Source organism: Gemmatimonadota bacterium (assembly GCA_041390105.1).
Taxonomy (GTDB): domain Bacteria; phylum Gemmatimonadota; class Gemmatimonadetes; order Longimicrobiales; family Gaopeijiaceae; genus JAGQIF01.
In genome coordinates this window covers 18,097-37,586 of record JAWKQO010000004.1, presented here as the reverse complement: position 1 = coordinate 37,586, position 19,490 = coordinate 18,097, and the positions used below count along the sequence as shown (strand labels likewise).

Annotated in this window: 16 protein-coding genes and 1 tRNA gene; 8 read left to right on the top strand and 9 right to left on the bottom strand. The window is 67.0% G+C overall.

Annotated elements, in window-relative coordinates:
• Positions 1 to 48 precede the first annotated feature (48 nt).
• From hslV to R3E10_16875, 5 genes are all read left to right on the top strand, one after another.
• Complete coding sequence (gene hslV / locus R3E10_16895) at positions 49 to 591, top strand: ATP-dependent protease subunit HslV (protein ID MEZ4417434.1); 543 nt, start codon at positions 49 to 51, stop codon at positions 589 to 591.
• Between the two features lie 80 nt (positions 592 to 671).
• Positions 672 to 2,078, top strand: coding sequence for an ATP-dependent protease ATPase subunit HslU (gene hslU / locus R3E10_16890; GenBank protein ID MEZ4417433.1), 1,407 nt, complete (start codon positions 672 to 674; stop codon positions 2,076 to 2,078).
• Between the two features lie 26 nt (positions 2,079 to 2,104).
• A complete protein-coding gene (gene gcvT, locus R3E10_16885; GenBank protein MEZ4417432.1) occupies positions 2,105 to 3,205 on the top strand; it encodes a glycine cleavage system aminomethyltransferase GcvT in 1,101 nt (366 codons plus the stop codon).
• Complete coding sequence (locus tag R3E10_16880) at positions 3,202 to 3,711, top strand: MogA/MoaB family molybdenum cofactor biosynthesis protein (protein MEZ4417431.1); 510 nt, start codon at positions 3,202 to 3,204, stop codon at positions 3,709 to 3,711. The genes gcvT and R3E10_16880 overlap by 4 nt, the downstream gene beginning before the upstream one ends.
• Positions 3,708 to 5,234 (top strand): sigma 54-interacting transcriptional regulator, encoded by a 1,527-nt coding sequence (locus R3E10_16875; GenBank protein ID MEZ4417430.1) that lies wholly within the window; start codon positions 3,708 to 3,710, stop codon positions 5,232 to 5,234. The genes R3E10_16880 and R3E10_16875 overlap by 4 nt, the downstream gene beginning before the upstream one ends.
• A gap of 13 nt (positions 5,235 to 5,247) precedes the next feature.
• Here the strand turns inward: R3E10_16875 and R3E10_16870 are convergent, their stop codons facing one another.
• The 9 genes from R3E10_16870 to dnaK all read right to left on the bottom strand — a co-directional run bounded on the left by R3E10_16870 (position 5,248) and on the right by dnaK (position 16,077).
• Positions 5,248 to 5,877 (bottom strand): hypothetical protein, encoded by a 630-nt coding sequence (locus R3E10_16870; protein MEZ4417429.1) that lies wholly within the window; start codon positions 5,875 to 5,877, stop codon positions 5,248 to 5,250.
• Entirely contained in the window at positions 5,874 to 6,473 is a 600-nt protein-coding gene (gene yihA, locus R3E10_16865) for a ribosome biogenesis GTP-binding protein YihA/YsxC (GenBank protein MEZ4417428.1), read from the bottom strand. Before yihA ends, R3E10_16870 begins: the two co-directional genes overlap by 4 nt.
• A complete protein-coding gene (gene lon / locus R3E10_16860) occupies positions 6,470 to 8,881 on the bottom strand; it encodes an endopeptidase La (protein ID MEZ4417427.1) in 2,412 nt (803 codons plus the stop codon). Before lon ends, yihA begins: the two co-directional genes overlap by 4 nt.
• A 120-nt stretch (positions 8,882 to 9,001) precedes the next feature.
• Positions 9,002 to 10,246: an ATP-dependent Clp protease ATP-binding subunit ClpX gene (clpX, locus tag R3E10_16855; GenBank protein MEZ4417426.1), complete on the bottom strand. Its 1,245-nt coding sequence runs from the start codon at positions 10,244 to 10,246 to the stop codon at positions 9,002 to 9,004.
• Between the two features lie 22 nt (positions 10,247 to 10,268).
• Complete coding sequence (locus R3E10_16850) at positions 10,269 to 10,913, bottom strand: ATP-dependent Clp protease proteolytic subunit (GenBank protein MEZ4417425.1); 645 nt, start codon at positions 10,911 to 10,913, stop codon at positions 10,269 to 10,271.
• An 8-nt stretch (positions 10,914 to 10,921) separates the two neighbouring features.
• Positions 10,922 to 12,181 carry a trigger factor gene (gene tig / locus R3E10_16845; protein ID MEZ4417424.1) on the bottom strand — a complete coding sequence of 420 codons (1,260 nt, stop codon included), beginning with the start codon at positions 12,179 to 12,181 and terminating at the stop codon, positions 10,922 to 10,924.
• Positions 12,182 to 12,221: 40 nt separating this feature from the next.
• A tRNA-Leu gene (locus R3E10_16840) sits at positions 12,222 to 12,303 on the bottom strand.
• Between the two features lie 118 nt (positions 12,304 to 12,421).
• Positions 12,422 to 13,972 (bottom strand): trypsin-like peptidase domain-containing protein, encoded by a 1,551-nt coding sequence (locus tag R3E10_16835; GenBank protein MEZ4417423.1) that lies wholly within the window; start codon positions 13,970 to 13,972, stop codon positions 12,422 to 12,424.
• Between the two features lie 188 nt (positions 13,973 to 14,160).
• Complete coding sequence (gene dnaK, locus R3E10_16830) at positions 14,161 to 16,077, bottom strand: molecular chaperone DnaK (protein MEZ4417422.1); 1,917 nt, start codon at positions 16,075 to 16,077, stop codon at positions 14,161 to 14,163.
• Positions 16,078 to 16,368: 291 nt separating this feature from the next.
• Between dnaK and R3E10_16825 the strand changes: the two genes are divergently transcribed.
• The 3 genes from R3E10_16825 to R3E10_16815 are packed head-to-tail and all read left to right on the top strand — an operon-like array spanning position 16,369 to position 19,465.
• Positions 16,369 to 17,136: a rhomboid family intramembrane serine protease gene (locus tag R3E10_16825; protein ID MEZ4417421.1), complete on the top strand. Its 768-nt coding sequence runs from the start codon at positions 16,369 to 16,371 to the stop codon at positions 17,134 to 17,136.
• Entirely contained in the window at positions 17,133 to 18,644 is a 1,512-nt protein-coding gene (locus R3E10_16820; GenBank protein MEZ4417420.1) for a nucleoside transporter C-terminal domain-containing protein, read from the top strand. Before R3E10_16825 ends, R3E10_16820 begins: the two co-directional genes overlap by 4 nt.
• Complete coding sequence (locus R3E10_16815) at positions 18,641 to 19,465, top strand: purine-nucleoside phosphorylase (GenBank protein ID MEZ4417419.1); 825 nt, start codon at positions 18,641 to 18,643, stop codon at positions 19,463 to 19,465. Before R3E10_16820 ends, R3E10_16815 begins: the two co-directional genes overlap by 4 nt.
• Positions 19,466 to 19,490: the final 25 nt, after the last annotated feature.

Genomic DNA, 19,490 nt, shown 5'->3' with positions numbered 1-19,490 from the left:
GGAAGCCGGGCCGGGGCCGGAACGTCTAACATGTTGACTGGAGCGAAGATGGAAGAGCGTTTCCTGAGGGCGACCACTGTCATCGCCGTCCGCCAGGGCGGGAAGACCGCCATGGCGGGAGATGGCCAGGTCACCATGGGGGACACCGTGGTCAAGGTGGCCGCCCAGAAGGTGCGGGCGCTCAAGGACGGTCGGATCCTCGCCGGCTTCGCCGGGGGCGTCGCCGACGCCTTCGCCCTGTTCGAGAAGCTGGAGGAGAAGCTCGACCGCTATCCGGCCAACCTCACACGGGCGTGCGTGGAGTTGGCGAAGGACTGGCGTACCGATCGGTTCCTCCGCCGGCTCGACGCGCTGCTGGTGGTCGCCAGCGCCAGCGAGCTCTTCCTCATCGGCGGGGACGGCAACGTCATCTCGCCGGACGACGAGGTCATCGCCATCGGGTCGGGGGGCCCCTACGCGCTGGCCGCGGCCCGCGCACTGAAGGAGCACACCCATCTGTCCGCCCCCGAGATCGTGCGTGCCGCGCTCGAGATCGCTGCGGACATTTGCATCTATACGAACCGTCAGATCAGCGTGCTGGAGCTCGAGTGAATACAGGAGCGTTGGAGACGACCACCGGCCACGAGGTCGTCGGGTCGCAAGAAGCGGCACCTGCGGAGGGTGAGGCGGCGTTGGAGGAGCTCACACCACGAGAGATCGTCGCCGAGCTCGACAAGTACATCGTAGGACAGGCAGATGCCAAGAAGGCCGTCGCCATTGCGCTGCGGAACCGCTGGCGTCGGCAGCGAGTCGAGGAGACCCTCCGCGAGGAGATCGTGCCCAACAACCTGATCCTGATCGGTCCCACGGGGGTCGGGAAGACGGAGATCGCTCGCAGGCTGGCCCGGCTGGCAGGCGCTCCCTTCGTCAAGGTAGAGGCATCGAAGTTCACCGAGGTCGGCTACGTGGGGCGGGACGTCGAGTCCATGATCCGCGATCTCGTGGATATCGCGGTGAACATGGTGCGCAGCGAGCGCGAAGCGGATGTCCAGGAGGAGGCCGAAGCACGCGTCGAGGAGAAGATCCTCGACCTGCTCCTCCCCAAGTCCGCGGACGAGGCGCAGACCCCGGCGAGCTCCGCCGCCGGCCAGGTCTTCGTGGCGGGCCCGCTGGGCGTGGAGAGTCGGGGCGCCGACGATGCCGATCCCGAGGAGCGCTGGGGCCGCACGCGCGAAAAGCTGCTCACCCTGCTGCGCGACGGGCACCTCGAAGACCGGGAGGTCGAGGTCGAAGTCCAACAGACGCCTGCCCTGGACGGGATGATGATCCCGATGGGCGGATTCGAGGGAATGGACTTCAACTTCACCGAGATGCTGCAGGAGATGCTTCCCAAACGGAAGAAGCGTCGCAATGTCTCGGTGTCCGAGGCGCGGCGCATCCTGCTGCAGGACGAATTCGACAAGCTCGTCGACATGGACGATGTGGTGAACGAGTCCCTCTTTCGCGTCGAGGAGAGCGGAATCGTCTTTCTGGACGAGATCGACAAAGTCGCTTCGGAGCGGGGCACTCATGGCCCGGACGTCAGCCGGGGCGGGGTGCAGCGAGACCTGTTGCCCATCGTGGAAGGGTCCAACGTCCAGACCAAGTACGGAATGATCCGGACCGATCACATCCTCTTCATCGCAGCCGGTGCATTCCACGTCGCCAAACCCAGCGATCTGATTCCAGAGCTGCAAGGCCGCTTTCCGATTCGGGTTGAGCTCAAGAGCCTGGGCCGGGATGATTTCGTGCGCATCCTCAAAGAGCCCCAGAACGCACTCGTGACACAGTACTGCGCCATGATCGAGACCGAAGGAGCGGAGCTGCGCTTCACCGATGAGGGAGTCGACGAGATCGCCCGCATCGCAATGGAGGTCAACGAGCGCATGGAGAACATCGGGGCGCGGAGACTGCAGACCGTGCTCACGACATTGCTGGAAGACGTGCTCTTCGATCTGCCCGAATCGGGATCCAGGGAGATCCTGGTCGACCCCACTTTCGTCCGGGAGCGGCTGCAGAGCATCGTCGAGGACGAAGACCTCCGTCGCTATATCCTGTAACGCTCACCCCCCACTCCGAGGACTCCGTGCTGCGCAGAACCCCGCTCTTCGAAGAGCACCAGGCGCTAGGTGCCAAGATCGTTCCATTCGCCGGCTACGAGATGCCCGTGCAGTATCCGGACGGGATCACCGCCGAGCACGAAGCGGTGCGAAAGGCAGCGGGCCTCTTCGATGTCTCGCACATGGGGGAGTTCCTCGTCAGAGGGCCACAGGCGCTGGAGTTCGTGCAGCACCTGGCCGTGAACGACGCGTCGAAGCTGGAGGTGGGGCAGGCCCAATACTCGGCCATGTGCCGACCGGACGGGGGGATCATCGACGATCTGCTCGTCTACCGCTTTCCCGACCACTACATGCTGGTGGTCAATGGAGCACGGCGGACGGAGGATTGGGCTTGGGCCAGCCGGCAGGCCGAGGGCTTCGACGTGTCGTTGGAGGACCGCTCGGATGCCATTGCGTTGTTGGCCCTGCAGGGCCCTGCGGCGCCGGCCATCCTGAGGCAGCTCACCGAGACGGACCTGGACTCGATCGAATACTACCACTTCGCCCAAGGCAGCGTGGACGGTATCGACGCGATCATCAGCCGCACCGGCTACACCGGTGAGGACGGGTTCGAACTGTACGTGGCTGCCGACGCAGCGGCTCCGCTGTGGCGCAGGCTGCTCGAGGTAGGCGCTCCCCTGGGACTCAAGCCCGCGGGGTTGGGTGCGCGCGACAGCCTGCGTCTCGAGCTCGGATACGCGCTGTACGGCAACGACCTGGACGAGAGCCGCAATCCGATCGAGGCGGGACTGTCCTGGATCGTCAAGCTCGATCGGGGCGAGTTCGTGGGCCGCGATGTTCTCGTGCGCACGAAGGAGAAGGGTCCGGCGCAGCGGTTGGTCGGCCTGCGGCTGACGGAGCGGGCTTTCCCCCGGGCCGGCTACCCGGTGGTGGCCGGGGGCGAGGAGGTCGGTGCGCTCACCAGCGGCACGCTCAGCCCCACGTTGGGATGCGGAGTCGCGTTGGCCTACGTGCCCGCCGCGCTGGCCAAGGCCGGAACCGCGCTGTCGGTCCGCATCCGAGGAAAGGACTTCGGGGCCCAGGTCGAGCGCCCTCCGTTCTACCGAGACGGCTCCATCCGTCGGTGAGCGCCACCCGCGTCGGTGTGCTGACGGTGAGCGATGGGTGTCACCAAGGCGCCCGCGCCGACACCAGCGGTGGTCGTCTGGAGGCGTGGTGTCTGGAGCGGGGGTGGGAGGTGAGCGCGCGGGCCACGGTTCCGGACGAGCCGTCCGCGATCGTGCCTGTTCTCCTGGAATGGGCCGACGACCTTGCCGTCGATGTCGTCTTCACTACCGGGGGAACGGGCCTGGCGGCTCGCGACGTCACTCCTGAGGCCACGCGTGCCGTCCTCGAGCGCGAAGCTCCCGGAATCGCCGACCGCCTGCGCCGGGCCGGCGAGCACAACACGCCGATGGCGTCGTTGTCGCGGGGCCTGGCCGGAGTGCGCGGTCGCACGCTGATCGTCAACCTACCCGGGAGCCCCCGGGGCGTGGCCGATGGCCTCGAGGCGGTGCGTCCTCTGATCGACCACGTCTGCCGCTTGTTGGCTGGAGAGACGGAGCACGAGCTGCCTCAAGAGGAGGGTCGGTGAACGAGAGTGTGCTGATCTCGACCCATCGCCTCCCCGCGGCCGGTGCGCTGCGCGAGGCCTTTCAGCGAGCAGGCTACCAGGTCGAGCTGGTGACGCCCGACGAAGATCTTGCCCGGTACGACGAGGCGACACTGTTGGTGCTGACGGGCACTGCGGACGCCGCCGGCCTCGCACACCAGGCCCAGACCACACTGAGCATCCCGCTTTTCGCGTTCCTGGAGAGCGATCTCCCCGAAGAGCGCGCCCAGGCCGAGCAACTCGGCGCGGATGAGTTGTTCAGCCCGCCCTCCACTGCAGATGACGTGTTGGTCATCGCCCGGGCGACGATCGGTCGGCGACGTCTACAGGAGCTCACAGGAATCGTGGGGGAGAGCGCTGCCATTCAGCAGGCTCTGGAGCGCGTGGTACAGATCGCGCCAGTGGATTCGACCGTGTTGGTGACCGGTGAGTCCGGGACGGGCAAGGAGCTGGTCGCTCGCGGGATCCACGCGTTGTCCCCGCGACGGCACAAGCGCTTCATCGCGGTGAACGTGGCGGCGCTCCCGGAGACTCTGCTGGAGAGCGAGTTGTTCGGGCACGAGAAGGGGGCGTTCACCGGGGCGATCGACTCGCGCAGGGGCTTCTTCGAGCTGGCCGACGGGGGCACGATCTTCCTCGACGAGATCGGCGAGATGCCGCTGACGACGCAGAGCAAGCTGCTGCGCGTCCTGGAGACGCGCGAGTTCATCCGGGTCGGGGGTGAGAAACCCATCCGCGTGGACGTCCGCATCGTGGCTGCCACCAACCAGGATCTGGGGCGGCTCGTGGCCCTTGGAGAGTTCCGCAGGGATCTCTTCTACCGTCTGAACGTTCTCAGCATCGAGCTACCTCCCCTGCGCGAGCGCAAGGAGGACATCCCGCTGCTGGTCAGAGCCTTCATTCGGGAACTGACCGCCCGCCACGATCGCACCTTCGTAGGAATCAACCCCGAGGCGATGGCATTGCTGCAATCGCACCGCTGGCCGGGGAACGTACGCGAGCTGCGCAATCTGATCGAGAGCATGGTGGTCCTGGCCCCGGGCCGGGAGATTCGACCCGAGGATATCCCGGACAACATCCGTCGCCGTCGCATCGAGCCCGAGTTGCTCCATGCAGGACTTCCCGTGGCTCGAGTGGAGGCCCCGGTCCCGAGCGCGCGTCCTGCTCCCGAGCTCGAGTTCATCTTCCGGACGTTGGTCGAGCTGCGCATGGACATGGACGACCTGCGCCGCCAGTTCGAGCTGTATCAGCAGGACTCCGTCCGGCGCGCCCCTCCGGTCGCGGTGCTCCCGGCGCCTCAGGCCGTCGCATCGGTGCGTGCGCCCGAAGAGGACGAGCGCGTTGTGGTCTATCGGCCGGGACTGACCATGGACGACATGGAGCAGCGCGCCATCGCGGCGGCATTGGCCCAGCACGGGGGCAACCGGCGGCGGGCAGCGCGGGCGCTGGGCATCGGCGAGCGCACCCTCTACCGCAAGCTCCAGAAGTACGAGATGGACGCCTGACGGGCGTCCAGACTCAGCGGGCCGGGTCCAGACGACGCACGGAGCGGGCGCGGACGCGAGCGCGCTCCGCCTCGACGCGCGCGAGCACGCGGTCCCACTCGGTTTGAACGGCGTCCCGGTACTCCACATCCAGATCCGATTCCAGATCCACGCGCGCGTCGAAGGCGTACAAGGCCATCTGCGTCTCCTGTTGCCGTAGCCTCTGGAGCGACCAGCCGGGCGTGATCGGCACGATGGCGCGAGGGCGGAAGCGCAGTCCCAAGCTCAGGAGGTTGAGGTCCTCCGGTTGGAAGGGAACATCGGGTTGGTAGGAGAAGAACGACACGAGGAACAGGTGGGCGTCCCCGGGGACGATCAGCCGCTCCAACTCATCCTGCCGCGAGCGGGCCAACGAGCCCAGGCGCTGGTAGGTGTCCGGGGCGGTGAGGCGAATCACGGCCTCATCGAGAGGTGTGACCTTGATCAGAAGGGACTCGTACTGAAGATCGAGCGTGATCTCGTCCTGGCGCAGGCTTCCGAATCCTGCAGGAACGGGTGCGTCACCGGCGTCGCCGGAGGCGGGGATGGCGGCGGTGGCTGCGCAGCCCGCCAGCGCGGCCGCCATCACTCCACAGGCGCCCACCCCCCGCCATCCCGGTCTCACGGCGCTTCCTCCTCCAGGAGGGATTCGATGGACTCCAGGAGCGTTTCTCGGCCCTCACCGGTCTTCGCGGAGAAGGGGAGCACCTGGTCCACATCGAGTCCCAGCGATGCCGCCGTCCGCGTGACCGCGTCGCGCACCCGCTCGCGCCCCAGCTTGTCGGCCTTGGTGAGCACCACCAGCGTAGGCAGCTCCAGCTCGGCCAGCCGTTCGATCATACCCCGGTCTTCCGTGGTGGGATCATGGCGGATATCGATGAGCTGCACGACACCTTGCGGCGCGAAAGCGCCGGAAAGGTACCCATCGATCAGGCGCTTCCAGGACGCCCGCTGGGCCTGCGACACCTTGGCGAAGCCATAGCCCGGCAGGTCGACGAGCCAGAAAGCGTCGTTGACCCGGAAGTAGTTGAGGGTCTGCGTCTTGCCAGGCGTGGACGACACCTTGGCAATGCGATTGCGCGTGCGTCCCAGCAGGGTGTTGATGAGCGAGGACTTTCCAACGTTGGAGCGCCCCGCGAACGCGACCTGCGGCATCGCGTCAGGAGGGGGTGTGCCGGGATCGGCAATGGACGTGACGAACTCGGCTGAGCGGATGATCACTGCGAGATCTGCACGCCTGGGTCCGCGCTCCCCAGGGCCGGCGAGCGGGGGGTTCGCAGGGGGCGATGCAGAAGAGCCGCCTCTAGGACCTCGTCCATGGTGGACACGGGCTGGAAGCGCAACCCCGCCCGCACCTCGTCCGGTAGCATCTCCAGATCGGGGAGATTGGCCTGGGGCAGTAGGACGGTGCGCACGCCTCCCCGGAGAGCGGCGACGGCTTTCTCTTTGATTCCGCCTACGGCCAGTACCCGTCCCCGCAGCGTGATCTCGCCGGTCAGGGCCACGTCTGCGCGTGTGGGCGTCCCGGTGAGGGCCGAGATCAGCGCGACCGCGATGGTGATGCCGGCCGACGGGCCGTCCTTGGGCGTGGCGCCCTCGGGTAGGTGGATATGGATGTCCACGTTCTGATAGAAGCGCTCGTCCAGGCCGAAGACGGGGCCGCGTGAGCGGGCGTAGGTCATCGCCGCCGCCGCGGACTCCTTCATCACATCCCCGAGCGTACCGGTGAGCTGGATTTGTCCCGTGCCCGGCACCACGGCGACCTCGACGTCCAGCACCTCGCCGCCCGCCGATGTCCAGGCGAGGCCGTTGGCGATTCCGGTGCGCTCCAGGCCCTCCTCCCGGAGGGCGCGGAGGTAGGGCGGGGGACCGAGCAGTTCTCGCAGGTCCTCCGCGCCGACGGCGATCTCCCCCTCGGTGGCCCGCCCCGTGGCCTGACGCCGCGCCAGCTTGCGTGCCATGCGTGACATGCGTTGATCCAACTCACGCACCCCGGCCTCGCGGGTGTAGCGGTCCAGAATGCGGTCGAGCGCACCCTCGGAGAGGGAAAGGAGCGATGGATCCAGACCGTGCTTGCGGGCTTGACGCGGCCAGAGGAACGAGCGCGCGATGGACTTCTTCTCGGTGTCGAGATAGCCCGGGATGCGGATCACCTCCATGCGGTCGCGCAGGGGCTCGGGGATCTCTTGCAAGGTGTTGGCTGTGGCCACGAACAGGACGTCCGAGAGGTCGAACTCCAATTCGAGGTAGTGGTCCGTGAAGGTCCGGTTCTGCTCGGGGTCGAGCACCTCCAGAAGAGCGGCTCCCGGGTCACCGTGGAAGTCGCGCGCCATCTTGTCCACTTCGTCGAGCAGGAACACCGGGTTTCTCGATCCGCTGCGGCGCATTCCCTGGAGAATCCGACCGGGCAGAGCACCCACGTAGGTGCGCCGGTGCCCTCGGATCTCTGCCTCGTCACGGACCCCGCCCAAGCTGACCCGCACGAACTCGCGACCCACGGACTCGGCAATGCTCTTCCCGAGGGAGGTCTTGCCGACCCCGGGTGGGCCCACCAGGCAGAGAATCGGACCCGTCATCTCCCCCACCAGGGACAGCACCGCCACATGGTCGAGGATGCGCTCCTTGACCTCGCCCAGCCCATGGTGAGCCTCGTCGAGGAGGCGGGCGGCCTGCTCCACGTCCAGGCGGTCCTCGGTCCTGCGTCTCCAGGGCAGACCCAGGATCCAGTCCAGGTACGTGCGGATCACCGACGCCTCCGGCGCCGTGGCGTTGAGGCGCACGAGCCGGCGGAACTCGCGCTCGGCCCGCTCCCGGGCCGCGGTTGGCAGCGGAGCCTGTGCGATCTGGGCTTCCAAGGCGGCCCACTCGTCCTCGCCCTCGCCGAGCTCGCGGTGGATGGCCTTGAGCTGCTCCTGGAGGTAGTACTGCTTGCGCTCGGATTCGAGCTGGTTCTGGATCTGCGCGTCCAGGCGTGCCTCGATCCGGGCAATCTCCAACTCGCGGCCCAGGAGGTCGCGGAGGAGCTCGAACTGGGCGCGTACGCCGACTGCGGCCAGGATGGGTTGCTTTTCAGCGGCGGGAAGCAGCAGATGTCCGGCGATCAGGCTGCCCAGGCGAGAACGGTCGCGTACTTCTCCAAGCGTGTCCTTGAGCTCGTCAGGGATACGGGCGTTCTGCGCGACGTAGTGCTCGAACAGCTCCACCACCTCATTGACCAGGGCTCCGGTCTCCAGGTCGAGATCCGCTTCCCGCGACGGCTCCAGGACGGAGATGCGCGCCCGAAAGCCCCGCGGGCCGTGCGTGAGCATGGTGGCCTCGGCCCGTCCCAATCCCTCCAACACCACGCGTGCGGTCCCATCGGGGAGCCGCGCAACCTGCAGTGGGCGCGCCAGCGTGCCTCGCTTCCAGAGATCGGCCTCCATGGGCTCGTCGGCGCGGGGATCGCGTTGCGCGAGCAGCAGGAGGAAGCCGCCCGAGCGCTCCGCTTCCTCGAGTGCCGCCACGGAGGCTGGCCTGCCGATGAGCAGCGGCAACACCATGTAGGGGAAGAAGACCAGGTCGCGCAGAGCGACCACCGGCACTTCGGCCGGGACATCGAAGCGATCGTCGACGCGCTCGAGGGTCGGCATGCGTGCCCGAGTGCGGGGTGGGGAAGGCGGCACGACGACCGTGCCGAGGCTACCCCTAGACTAGAGAATCGGAGGGCTGGCCGAAAGAAGGGAGGTGCACGGCCCGGAGGTGCGCGGGGCTCAGGCCTCGCGCTTCCGGTTCTCGCGGTGCAGCACCAGGAGAGGCTGAACGCCTCCCTCGACGCTTTCGGGCGTGATGACGATCTCGCGCACGTCGTCCCGGGACGGAATGTCGAACATGAGATCGCGCATCAGATTCTCGATGACCGAGCGCAGGCCGCGAGCCCCGGTGCCGCGCTCCAGCGCCTGACGGGCGATCGCCCGCAGCGCCATCGGATCGAACGTCAGGCCGATGCCTTCCAACTCCAGCATCTTGGTGTACTGCTTCACCAGCGCATTCTTCGGCTCTTGGAGGATGCGCACCAAGGCGTCTTCGTCCAGGGGATCGAGGTGGACGGCCACGGGAAGCCGACCAACGAGCTCGGGGATCAAGCCGTAGCGAGTGAGGTCCTCGGGCTCGACGTGGGCGAAGAGATCAGCGCGATCAATCGAGCGTGCCTTGCCGTTCTCGTTGTCCGCATAGCCGACCCGGCGGCGCCCGATGCGGGTCTCCACGATCTCGTCGAGGCCGTCGAAGGCGCCACCACAGATGAAGAGGATGTTGCGCGTATCGACCTGGATGTATTCCTGCTGCGGATGCTTGCGGCCACCCTGCGGCGGCACCGAAGCCACCGTTCCTTCCAGGATCTTGAGCAGGGCCTGCTGGACGCCTTCACCCGAGACGTCCCGCGTGATGGAGGGGTTTTCCGACTTGCGGGCGATCTTGTCGATCTCGTCGATGTAGACGATGCCGCGTTCACAGTCCTGAACGTTGAAATCGGCGGCCTGTAAGAGGCGGACAAGGATGTTCTCCACATCCTCACCCACGTATCCTGCCTCGGTCAGCGTCGTTGCATCTGCGATGGTGAACGGCACCTGGAGCATGCGCGCCAGGGTCTGCGCCAGGAGCGTCTTCCCGACTCCCGTCGGTCCGATCAAGAGGATGTTGGCCTTGTCGATCTCGACGTCGTCCAGCACGCCCTGGTGGTTGATGCGCTTGTAGTGATTGTAGACCGCGACCGACAGCGCGCGTTTCGCCGCATCCTGCCCGATGACGTACTGGTCGAGCACATCCTTGATCTCCGTCGGGGTCGGGCTGGCGACGACGGCTTCCTGCGCTTCGCGTTCTTCCTCCTCAGCGAGAATCTCGTTGCAGAGGGAGATGCACTCGTTGCAGATGTAGACGTTGGGTCCGGAGATGAACTTCTTGACACTCTCCTTGGACTTCCCGCAGAAACTGCAGCGCAGATGGGAGTCGGTCGTCATCGCTCCGTCGTCCTTGAAGGCCTCAGGCCCCGCTCGAGGGACCGTCGTCCATAAGCAGCGTGCTGGCCGGCTTCGTCCCGTTCTCCCGGGCCGTCAACACCCGGTCGATGAGTCCGTAGTCGACGGCCTCGTCGGGGCTCATGAAGCGGTCGCGGTCGACGTCGTCACCGATGCGCTCGATGGTCTGACCGGTGTGCTTGGCCAGGATGGCATTGAGTCGCTTGCGCGCTTCCAGGATCTCCCGGGCGGCGATCTCGATGTCGGCGGCGGTGCCCTGCGATCCGCCGGACGGTTGGTGGATCATGATTCGGGAGTTCGGCAGGGCGGCACGCTTGCCCGGCGAACCGGCCGCCACCAGCACCGCGCCCATCGACGCCGCCATGCCCACGCAGTACGTGGCGACGGGCGCCCTCAGGTGCTGCATGGTGTCGTAGATCGCCAGTCCCGCGTAGACGCTGCCACCGGGCGAGTTGATGTACAGGTAGATGTCGCGCTCCGGATCGTCCGCGTCGAGGAAGAGGAGCTGTGCGATGATCACGTTGGCAACATTGTCATCGATCGCCGATCCCAGGAACACGATGCGGTCCATGAGGAGGCGGCTGAAAATGTCGTAGCTGCGCTCGCCGCGGCTGGTGCGCTCGATGACGTACGGAGGATAGATCGCCATTGTCTGTCTCAGGCCGGGTCCACGATTTCCGAGTGCCCCTTGAGGAACTCGAAGACCTTCTCTTCGGTGATTTCTCGCTCGAGCGCCTCGATCCGCCCGGCCTTCTGCAGCCGGCCATATACCTCAGCAGGGCTTGTGCCACTGCGCTCGGCGATGGCTTCGATCCGGGCGTCGATGTCCTCTTCGGTTGCTGAAAGCTCTTCCACTTCTGCGATCCGCTCAAGGATCAGCATCCGCGCCACGGCCCGCTGGGCCTCCGGACGCACGCTGTCGCGGAGGCCCGCCAAGCGCTCGGGGTCGCCGCCTTGCAGGTTGCCCAGCACCCCCTCCACATAGCGATCCACCATGGAGCCGGGCACCTCGAGCGGATTGGCCTCCACCAGCTGCTGGAGCAACTGCCCTCTAAGCTGATTCTCGGCACGGTCGGCCGCTTCTTTCTCCAGGTCTTCCTGGATCCGGGCTCGAAGGGTCTCCAGGCTGTCGAAGTCACCCACGCTCCGGGCGAAATCGTCGTCGAGGGCTGCCAACTCCAGGGCCTTCCGCCCCTTGAGCGCGATGCGAACGCGTTCCTGCTGCCCGCGCCGGGCCTCGTTCGGGAAGTCGTCCGGGAAGGTGATGACGAAGTCACCCTCGGCGCCCGGCTCCAGGGTGCGAATCGCGTCCTCGACGTCGGGGATGGCCTCCCCTTGACCCAGCACGAATTCATACGGCTGGGCTTCCGCCTCCTCGGACTCGAGGTTGGTCACCTCGACATGGACCAGGTCGTTGCTCTCCGGGCGACCTTCCGCCGGAGCCCAGGTCCCATGCTGGTGGCGGAGACGCTCGAGGACGGCCTCGAGCTCCTGATCCGTCACCTCGACCCGGGGCCGCTCGACGACGAACCCTCCGGTGCGGCCCACCTCGACCGTAGGACGGATGTCGAAGGAGATGGAAAAGGCCAGGTCCTTGCCCGGCTCGTAGTCGAGATCGTCGATCTCTCCCTCGCTGATGGGATGGAGATCCTGGCGCTGAATGGCCTCCTGGTAGGCGGCCCGGATGACCCGGTCCAGGACCTCACGCTCGACGCTGGCCCCAAACCGCTTCTCGACCACGGCCGCGGGGATATGGCCTTTCCGGAAGCCAGGCAGCCGCAGCCGGCCGGAGAGCTGCTTCAGGGCCTGGGCCCGCTCGCCGCTCACCGCGGTGGCTGGCACCGTCACGGTGAGGCGGCGACGCCACGCTTCCAGCTCCTGGACGTCGATGGAAAGATCTGCGCCTTGGAGGCTCATGCTCAAGCGTCTCGGCCGTGGCTCAGGGATCGGGGAACGATGCGAAAGGGGGGACTCGAACCCCCACGGCCGGGGCCACGAGATCCTAAGTCTCGCGCGTCTACCAGTTCCGCCACTTTCGCGGGGTGAGGAAAGATAATCCCCTCGGGGAAGGGGGTTCAACGGAACGCGGCGCGCCCCTGCCAGGGACGCGCCGCGTGCGCTGTCGTTCCCAGCCCGGGCTGCCGGCCCGGGGCCGCCTCAGCTGGGGACCCGGACGTAGTGCCGCTGGGACGTCCCGTCCGGATTCTGCAGGGTCAGGTTGACCACGTCGCCAGGCTGGGCGGCGCTGAGCTCCCGCCGGACGTCCGCCTGCGAGCGGATCGACTTGCCGTTGATCTCCAGGACACGCCACCCGATCGGGATGTTGCGCCGCCAGGCGGCGCTGTAGCGCTCCACGTCCGTGATGACCACGCCATTGGCGTCGTCGTAGCCGAGCTCATCGGCCAACTCCCGGTCCATCTCCTGGACGCGGATCCCGATCTTGGTGTCGGAGGCCTCCTCCATGGCCACGGCCTCGGGGGCCGGCGCATCGTTGATGGGGGCCTCACCCAGACGGAGCCGGGCCGCATTCGCCTTCCCGTTCCGGTAGTACTCGATATCGACCTCATCGCCGGGCCGGTGCCGGGCGATCAGATTCTGGAGCTGACCGGGCTGGGCGATCTCGGTACCGTCCAGCTTGGTGATCACGTCCTCGAGACGGAGGCCCGCCTTCGCGGCGGGGCCGCCGTCCCGCACGTCGGTGATACGGGCGCCGGATACGCGGGGCAGCCCCAACCCGTCGGCGACCACCTGGTCCACCGAGGTCATGGCGATCCCGATCCACGGCCGTCGAATCGCGCCGTACTCGATCAGGTCCTCGCCCACCCGGCGGGCCAGGTCGATCGGGACTGCGAAGCCGTAGCCTTGATAGAAACCGGTGCGGCTGGCGATGGCCGAGTTGATTCCCACCACTTGCCCGCGAAGGTTGACCATCGGCCCACCCGAATTGCCCGGGTTGATCACGGCGTCCGTCTGGATGAAGTCCTCGATGGCCCAGCTGCCCGTGCCGCCCTGGTTGTAGCGCGGATCGTCCTGGAGCTCGTTCTGCAGCAGCTGCAGCGGACGCCCCTTGGCCGATACGATGCCGGCCGTGACCGTGTAGTCGAGCGTGCTGCCGGCACCGAATCCGGGGTTCCCGACTGCGAGGACCCACTCCCCGACCCGGACCTCGTCCGAGCTGCCGAAGGAGAGGTGCGGATAGGCGGAGCCGTCGACCTTGATGACCGCCACGTCCGTCGTGGGGTCCGCGCCCACAAGCCGCGCTTCCATGGTACGTCCGTCCAGGAAGCGCACGTTGATCTCGTCGGCGTCCGCCACGACGTGATTGTTGGTCATGATGTAGCCGTCGGCGGAGATCAGGAACCCGCTGCCTCCCCCGAACTGGCGGTCCGGCGCGTCGCCTTGCTCCGGGTCCCGGAAGAACTGCCGAAACTGTTCGGGAACGCGCTGCTGGGCCACCCGCACCGGCTTCGAAACGTCGATGCGCACCACCGCTGGCGTGACCTCCTCGGCCACGCGGATAAAGGCGTCACTCAAGTCCAGGGCGGGCCTTACTTCCGCTTCCGTCACCTGAGCGTTGCTGGTGCCGAAGACGGGCGCCGCGTGCGAGGGGGCCGTCCAGTCCAGGCTGGAGGCGAGCCCCAATCCGAAGAGGAACGCCAGAGACGTGTAGATGACGATCTTGGTTTTCGCCCGGAGGGGGTCGAACATCGGTTCCTCCTTCTACGATGGCCGGCCCGGCGACGGAGCGGCCTCTCGAGTCATGCCTCTTCGGCGATCGTGGTTGCGTTGGCGTGTGTACACCGGGGGGGCGGGGGACGGTCCGGTGTTCCGGCGTCGTCTCCCGACCCCCCGAGTCGGTCCTGGGACGCCTGGGGCGCCCCCGTTGGTTGCCTGGCCTACTTACCTTCGTCGACGATCTCGTAGTCGGCCTCGACCACCTGCTCGTCGTCCGCCTGGGCGGCCTCCGCTTCCGTCTGCGGCTCCGCGGCCTCGGCTTGGGCCTCGGCGGCCTGGGCCTGATACATCTCGGCCCCGGCGGCGCTGAAGGCCTGGGTGAGCTCGTCGCGGGCCGAGTTCATGGCTCCGGCATCGTCGCCCTTCAGGGCCTGCTTGGCTCTCTCCAGGGCCTGATTGACCCGGTCCTTGGACCCTGCGGAGAGCTTGTCGCCCCACTCGTTCAGATCCTTCTCGACCCGGTAGACCAGGGAGTCGAGCTGGTTCTTCGATTCCACCTGCTCCCGGCGCTTGGCGTCTTCGTCCGCGTGCGACTCGGCGTCCTTCACCATGCGCTCGATCTCCGAGTCCGACAGGCCGCTGGACGCTTCGATGCGGATCTTCTGCTCTTTGCCGGTCGCCCGATCCTTGGCCGACACGTGCAGGATTCCGTTGGCGTCGATGTCGAACGTGACCTCGACCTGGGGCATGCCCCGCGGTGCCGGCGGAATCCCGGTGAGCTGGAACTTGCCGATGGTCTTGTTGTCCGTCGCCATCTTCCGCTCACCCTGCAACACATGGATCTCCACCGTGGTCTGGCTGTCTTCGGCCGTCGAGAAGACCTCGGCCTTCTTGGTGGGAATCGTGGTGTTGCGTTCGATCAGGGTGGTCATCACTCCGCCCAGCGTCTCGATGCCGAGCGAAAGGGGCGTCACGTCGAGTAGGAGCACGTCGGTCACGTCTCCGGCCAGTACACCACCCTGCACGGCGGCGCCCACGCCCACCACCTCGTCCGGGTTCACACCCTTGTGCGGGTCCTTGCCGAAGAACTGCTTCACCACTTCCTGGATCTTCGGAATCCGTGTCGAGCCCCCGACCAGGATGACCTCGTCGACCTGCTCCTTGGAGAGGCCTGCGTCCTTGAGCGCCGCCTCCATGGGCGGGATGGTGCGCTGGATGAGATCGTCCACCAGCTGCTCGAACTTGGCCCGCGTCAGCGTATAGTTGAGGTGCTTGGGCCCCTCCTGCGTGGCGGTGATGAACGGCAGGTTGATGTCGGTCTGCATCGTGGAGCTGAGCTCCATCTTGGCCTTCTCGCCTGCCTCTTTCAGCCGCTGCAGTGCCATCGCGTCCTGGGACAGATCGATGCCCTGGTCCCGCTTGAACTCGGCGACCAGCCAATTGATGACGCGCTGGTCGAAGTCGTCGCCACCCAGGTGCGTGTCGCCGTTCGTGGCCTTCACCTCGAAGACGCCATCACCCAGCTCGAGGATGGAGATGTCGTAGGTGCCGCCGCCGAGGTCGAACACGGCGATCTTCTCGTCCTTCTTCTTGTCGAGGCCGTAGGCGAGCGCGGCCGCCGTGGGCTCGTTGATGATGCGCTTGACCTCGAGGCCGGCGATGCGGCCGGCGTCCTTGGTGGCCTGGCGCTGGGCGTCGTTGAAGTAGGCCGGCACCGTGATCACGGCCTCGGTCACCTCATGACCGAGGTAGTCCTCCGCGGTCTGCTTCATCTTCTGCAGGATCATCGCGGAGATCTCGGGCGGATTGAACGACTTGTCCGCGTTCGGGATCTTGACCTGCACCCGGTCCTGGGCGTCGCCGGTGACGTCGTAGGGCACCAGCTTCATCTCCTCGGTCACCTCGGACCGCTTGCGGCCCATGAAACGCTTGATCGAGAAGACCGTGTTCCTGGGGTTGGTGATGGCCTGGCGGCGCGCGACCTGGCCCACCAGGCGCTCCCCGTCCTTGGTGAAACCGACCACGGAAGGCGTGGTGCGGCCCCCTTCGGAGTTGGGGATGACGACCGGCTCGCCGCCTTCCATCACGGCCACCACCGAGTTCGTGGTACCGAGGTCGATCCCGATGATCTTGCCCATGCTCTCCTCAGATCGCGTGTCGAGAAACAGGTGACGTCACGCCCGCTCCGGGGCGGCGACGAATGAATCCGCCGCCCAAGGAGCAACCGACATGCCGGGCTAGGACCGCCGATTATCGGCCAGAATGGCCGCACTTTGGTCCGCGCCTGCCGAATGGGCAGTGGTCTGGCCGCCACTGGTCTGCCCTCCTAACATGAGGCTCGCTGGGCGCGCGGCTGCGTCCCGTGCCCGTCCCGCGGTCGCCGCGGGTGCGCTGCCCCACTCGTTCAGAGGTTCCTGGCAGGGTAGCCGGTGTTTCCACTCCGCGACGACAACCCCACCGAGATCACCCCGTTCGTCACGATCGGGATCATCGCCGCGTGTGTGCTCGTCTGGATCCTGCTTCAGGGGGCCGGGGCATCCGAGGCGGCCCTTGTGGGATCGCTCTGTGCGTACGGTGCCATCCCCGGTGAGGTCCTCGGGTGGATCGAACCAGGAGCGCTCATCCAGCTCGGCCAGGGAGTGACGTGCCGGGCCGGCGGCCTGACGCGCGGCGCGCTCGTCACCTCCATGTTCCTGCACGGGAGCTGGATGCACCTGATCGGCAACATGTGGTTCCTCTGGATCTTCGGGAACAATATCGAGGACTCCATGGGCCACCTGCGCTACCTGGTGTTCTACCTCCTCACCGGTCTCCTGGCCGCTGCCGCGCACGTGATCTCGGACCCTGGCTCGGCCATACCGACGGTCGGCGCCTCGGGGGCGATCAGCGGGATCATGGGCGCCTATCTGGTGCTCTACCCGCGGGCGCGCGTGAAGACCCTGGTGCCGCTCATCATCTTCATCACGATCCTGAACGTCCCGGCCTGGGCCATGTTGGGGTACTGGTTCGTGGTACAGCTGCTTTCCTCCGCCACCCAGGACGTGACGGGGGGAGGCGTTGCCTTCTGGGCCCACATCGGCGGATTCGTTGCCGGGGTCCTGCTCGTGCGGCTTTTCGCCAATTCCCAGTTGGTCTCCGCCAAGCGATCGGGGATCGTACTCTCACGCGATCAAATCAAACACGGAGGGTGGCTTTGACCTCGCGTCTGGCGCTTCTGGCGCTGTCCGCCCTGCTGTCGCTCTCCGCACTGTTGTTTCCGTCCCGACTCGCTGCCGAGGCGTCGGTGCCTGCCTTGGAAGCCGTGTGGGCCGAATCCTCCTCGGCGACGATCGAGGTGGCCGCGGAGAACGCCGACCAACAACGACTCCAGGACGTGCGCAGCGCTCCGATCCAGGGTCGCCCGCTCGATCGGCTCCGGTCGCTGCTGGGCATGGGCCTGCTGCTGGCGCTGGCGTGGCTGCTGAGCGCAGATCGGAGAGGGGTGCCCTGGCGCATCGTGATCTGGGGCACCTCGCTGCAGCTGCTGTTCGGGCTCTTCATCCTGAAGACGCCCCTCGGCGTGGAGATCTTCCAGGTCCTGAACGGCGTGGTGCTCGATCTGCTCGGCTATGTGGAGCAGGGAGCGCGATTCCTCTTCGGCAACCTGGTCCTGAACTCCATCCCCATCGGTGAAGGGGACCCCGGCAACGGACCCTTCACGCCTACCGGCGGCAGCGTCGCGAGCGCGGGGGCGTTCTTCGCCTTCAACGTCCTCCCCACGATCATCTTCTTCTCCTCCCTTATGACCGTGCTCTATCACCTCGGCGTGATGCAGATGGTGGTGAAGGGCTTCGCTTGGGTCATGCAGAAGACGATGCGCACCTCGGGTGCGGAGACCCTCTCGGCCGCGGGCAACATCTTCGTCGGCCAGACCGAGGCTCCGCTCCTGATCAAGCCGTTCGTGGAGCGCATGACCGATTCCGAGCTCATGGCGGTGATGACGGCCGGGTTCGCCACCGTGGCGGGCGGCGTGCTGGCGGCGTACGTGGGCATGTTGGTGTTTTCGTTTCCCGACATCGCCGGCCATCTGATGGCTGCTTCGGTGATGTCGGCGCCGGCGGCTCTGGTCATGGCCAAGCTCATGCTTCCGGAGAAAGGCCACCCGGAGACGGCAGGTGCGCTGGGAGTCACCGTCGAGCGCCCGGACGTGAATGTCATCGAGGCGGCCGCGCGGGGCGCGTCCGAAGGGCTGTTCCTGGCGCTCAACGTGGGCGCCATGCTGCTGGCGTTCGTGGCGCTCGTGGCGATGTTGAACGGGCTGCTGGCGTGGGCTGGAGGTTGGTTGGGACTCCAGGGACTCACGCTCGAGCTGCTGCTCGGCTACGTGCTGGCCCCACTCGCGTGGATCATGGGAGTTCCCTGGTCGGACGCCGTGACGGTCGGGGGGTTGATGGGCGTGAAGACGGTGCTGAACGAGTTCGTCGCGTACCTCCAGCTGGCGGATCTCCTGGGCCGCGAGGCCGCCATGGAGCCACGCTCGGCATTGATCGCCATCTACGCGCTCTCGGGCTTCGCGAACTTCTCCTCCATCGCCATCCAGATCGGTGGGATCGGTGGCATCGCCCCTTCCCGGAAATCCGATCTGGCGCGCCTGGGACTGAAGGCGATGATCGGCGGATCGCTGGCGGCCTTCATGACCGCCACCGTGGCGGGACTGCTGCTGTGACCGACGAGGTGGCCCGCGCCGCCGAGGTGCTGCGCGGGGCCGCGCCGGACGCCTTCCCGCCGGCGCCCGTTGCCTATCTGGTGTTGGGCTCCGGGCTCAGCCACGTGGCGGAGCGCGTAGAGCGCGCCGCCGTGGTGCCTTTCTCACAGGTGCCGGGCTTTCCGGCCGCAGGCGTTCTGGGCCACGCCGGCCAGTTTCGCATCGGATGGCTGGCGGGCCGTGCTGTGCTGGTGCAAGCGGGCCGCTTTCATCTCTACGAGGGGCACCCGGTCGATACGGTCGTGGCCCCGGTGCGGGTGGCGCGGGCTCTCGGCGCAGGCATCGGCATCTTCACGAACGCGGCGGGCGGCATCGATCGCAGGCTGCAGCCCGGCCACCTGATGCTGATCGACGACCACATCAACCTCACCGGACACAGCCCGCTGCTGGGAGCGGTACGGCCCGGCGAGACGCGATTCCCCGACATGAGCGCACCCTATGATCGCGACCTGCAGCGCCTGGCTGAGCGAGCAGCCTCGGCGCGGGGAGAGCGTTTGCAGCGCGGTGTCTACCTGGGCCTGCTGGGCCCGAGCTTCGAGACCCCGGCCGAGATCCGCATGGCCGCGGGCCTGGGAGCGCACGCGGTGGGGATGTCCACAGTGGCCGAGGTCATCACGGCCCGGGCGGCGGGCATGCGTTGCCTCGGCTTCTCGATGATCACCAATGCGGCTGCGGGGCTCTCGGGCCAGCCGCTCCAGCACGATGAGGTGCTCGAGGTGGGCAAGGCGGCCGGCCAGCGCCTCGGGGAGTTGATCGAGGACGTCCTGGCGGGGCTCTCGTGATCGGTCCGAGGCGGAGACCGTCCGC

Coding starts and splice junctions, on each gene's coding strand:
- R3E10_16835 (MEZ4417423.1), bottom strand. CDS start 13,972: ATGTTCGACCCCCTCCGGGCGAAAACCAAGATCGTCATCTACACGTCT.
- lon (MEZ4417427.1), bottom strand. CDS start 8,881: ATGCCGACCCTCGAGCGCGTCGACGATCGCTTCGATGTCCCGGCCGAA.
- R3E10_16850 (MEZ4417425.1), bottom strand. CDS start 10,913: ATGGCGATCTATCCTCCGTACGTCATCGAGCGCACCAGCCGCGGCGAG.
- hslV (MEZ4417434.1), top strand. CDS start 49: ATGGAAGAGCGTTTCCTGAGGGCGACCACTGTCATCGCCGTCCGCCAG.
- clpX (MEZ4417426.1), bottom strand. CDS start 10,246: ATGACGACCGACTCCCATCTGCGCTGCAGTTTCTGCGGGAAGTCCAAG.
- tig (MEZ4417424.1), bottom strand. CDS start 12,181: ATGAGCCTCCAAGGCGCAGATCTTTCCATCGACGTCCAGGAGCTGGAA.
- dnaK (MEZ4417422.1), bottom strand. CDS start 16,077: ATGGGCAAGATCATCGGGATCGACCTCGGTACCACGAACTCGGTGGTG.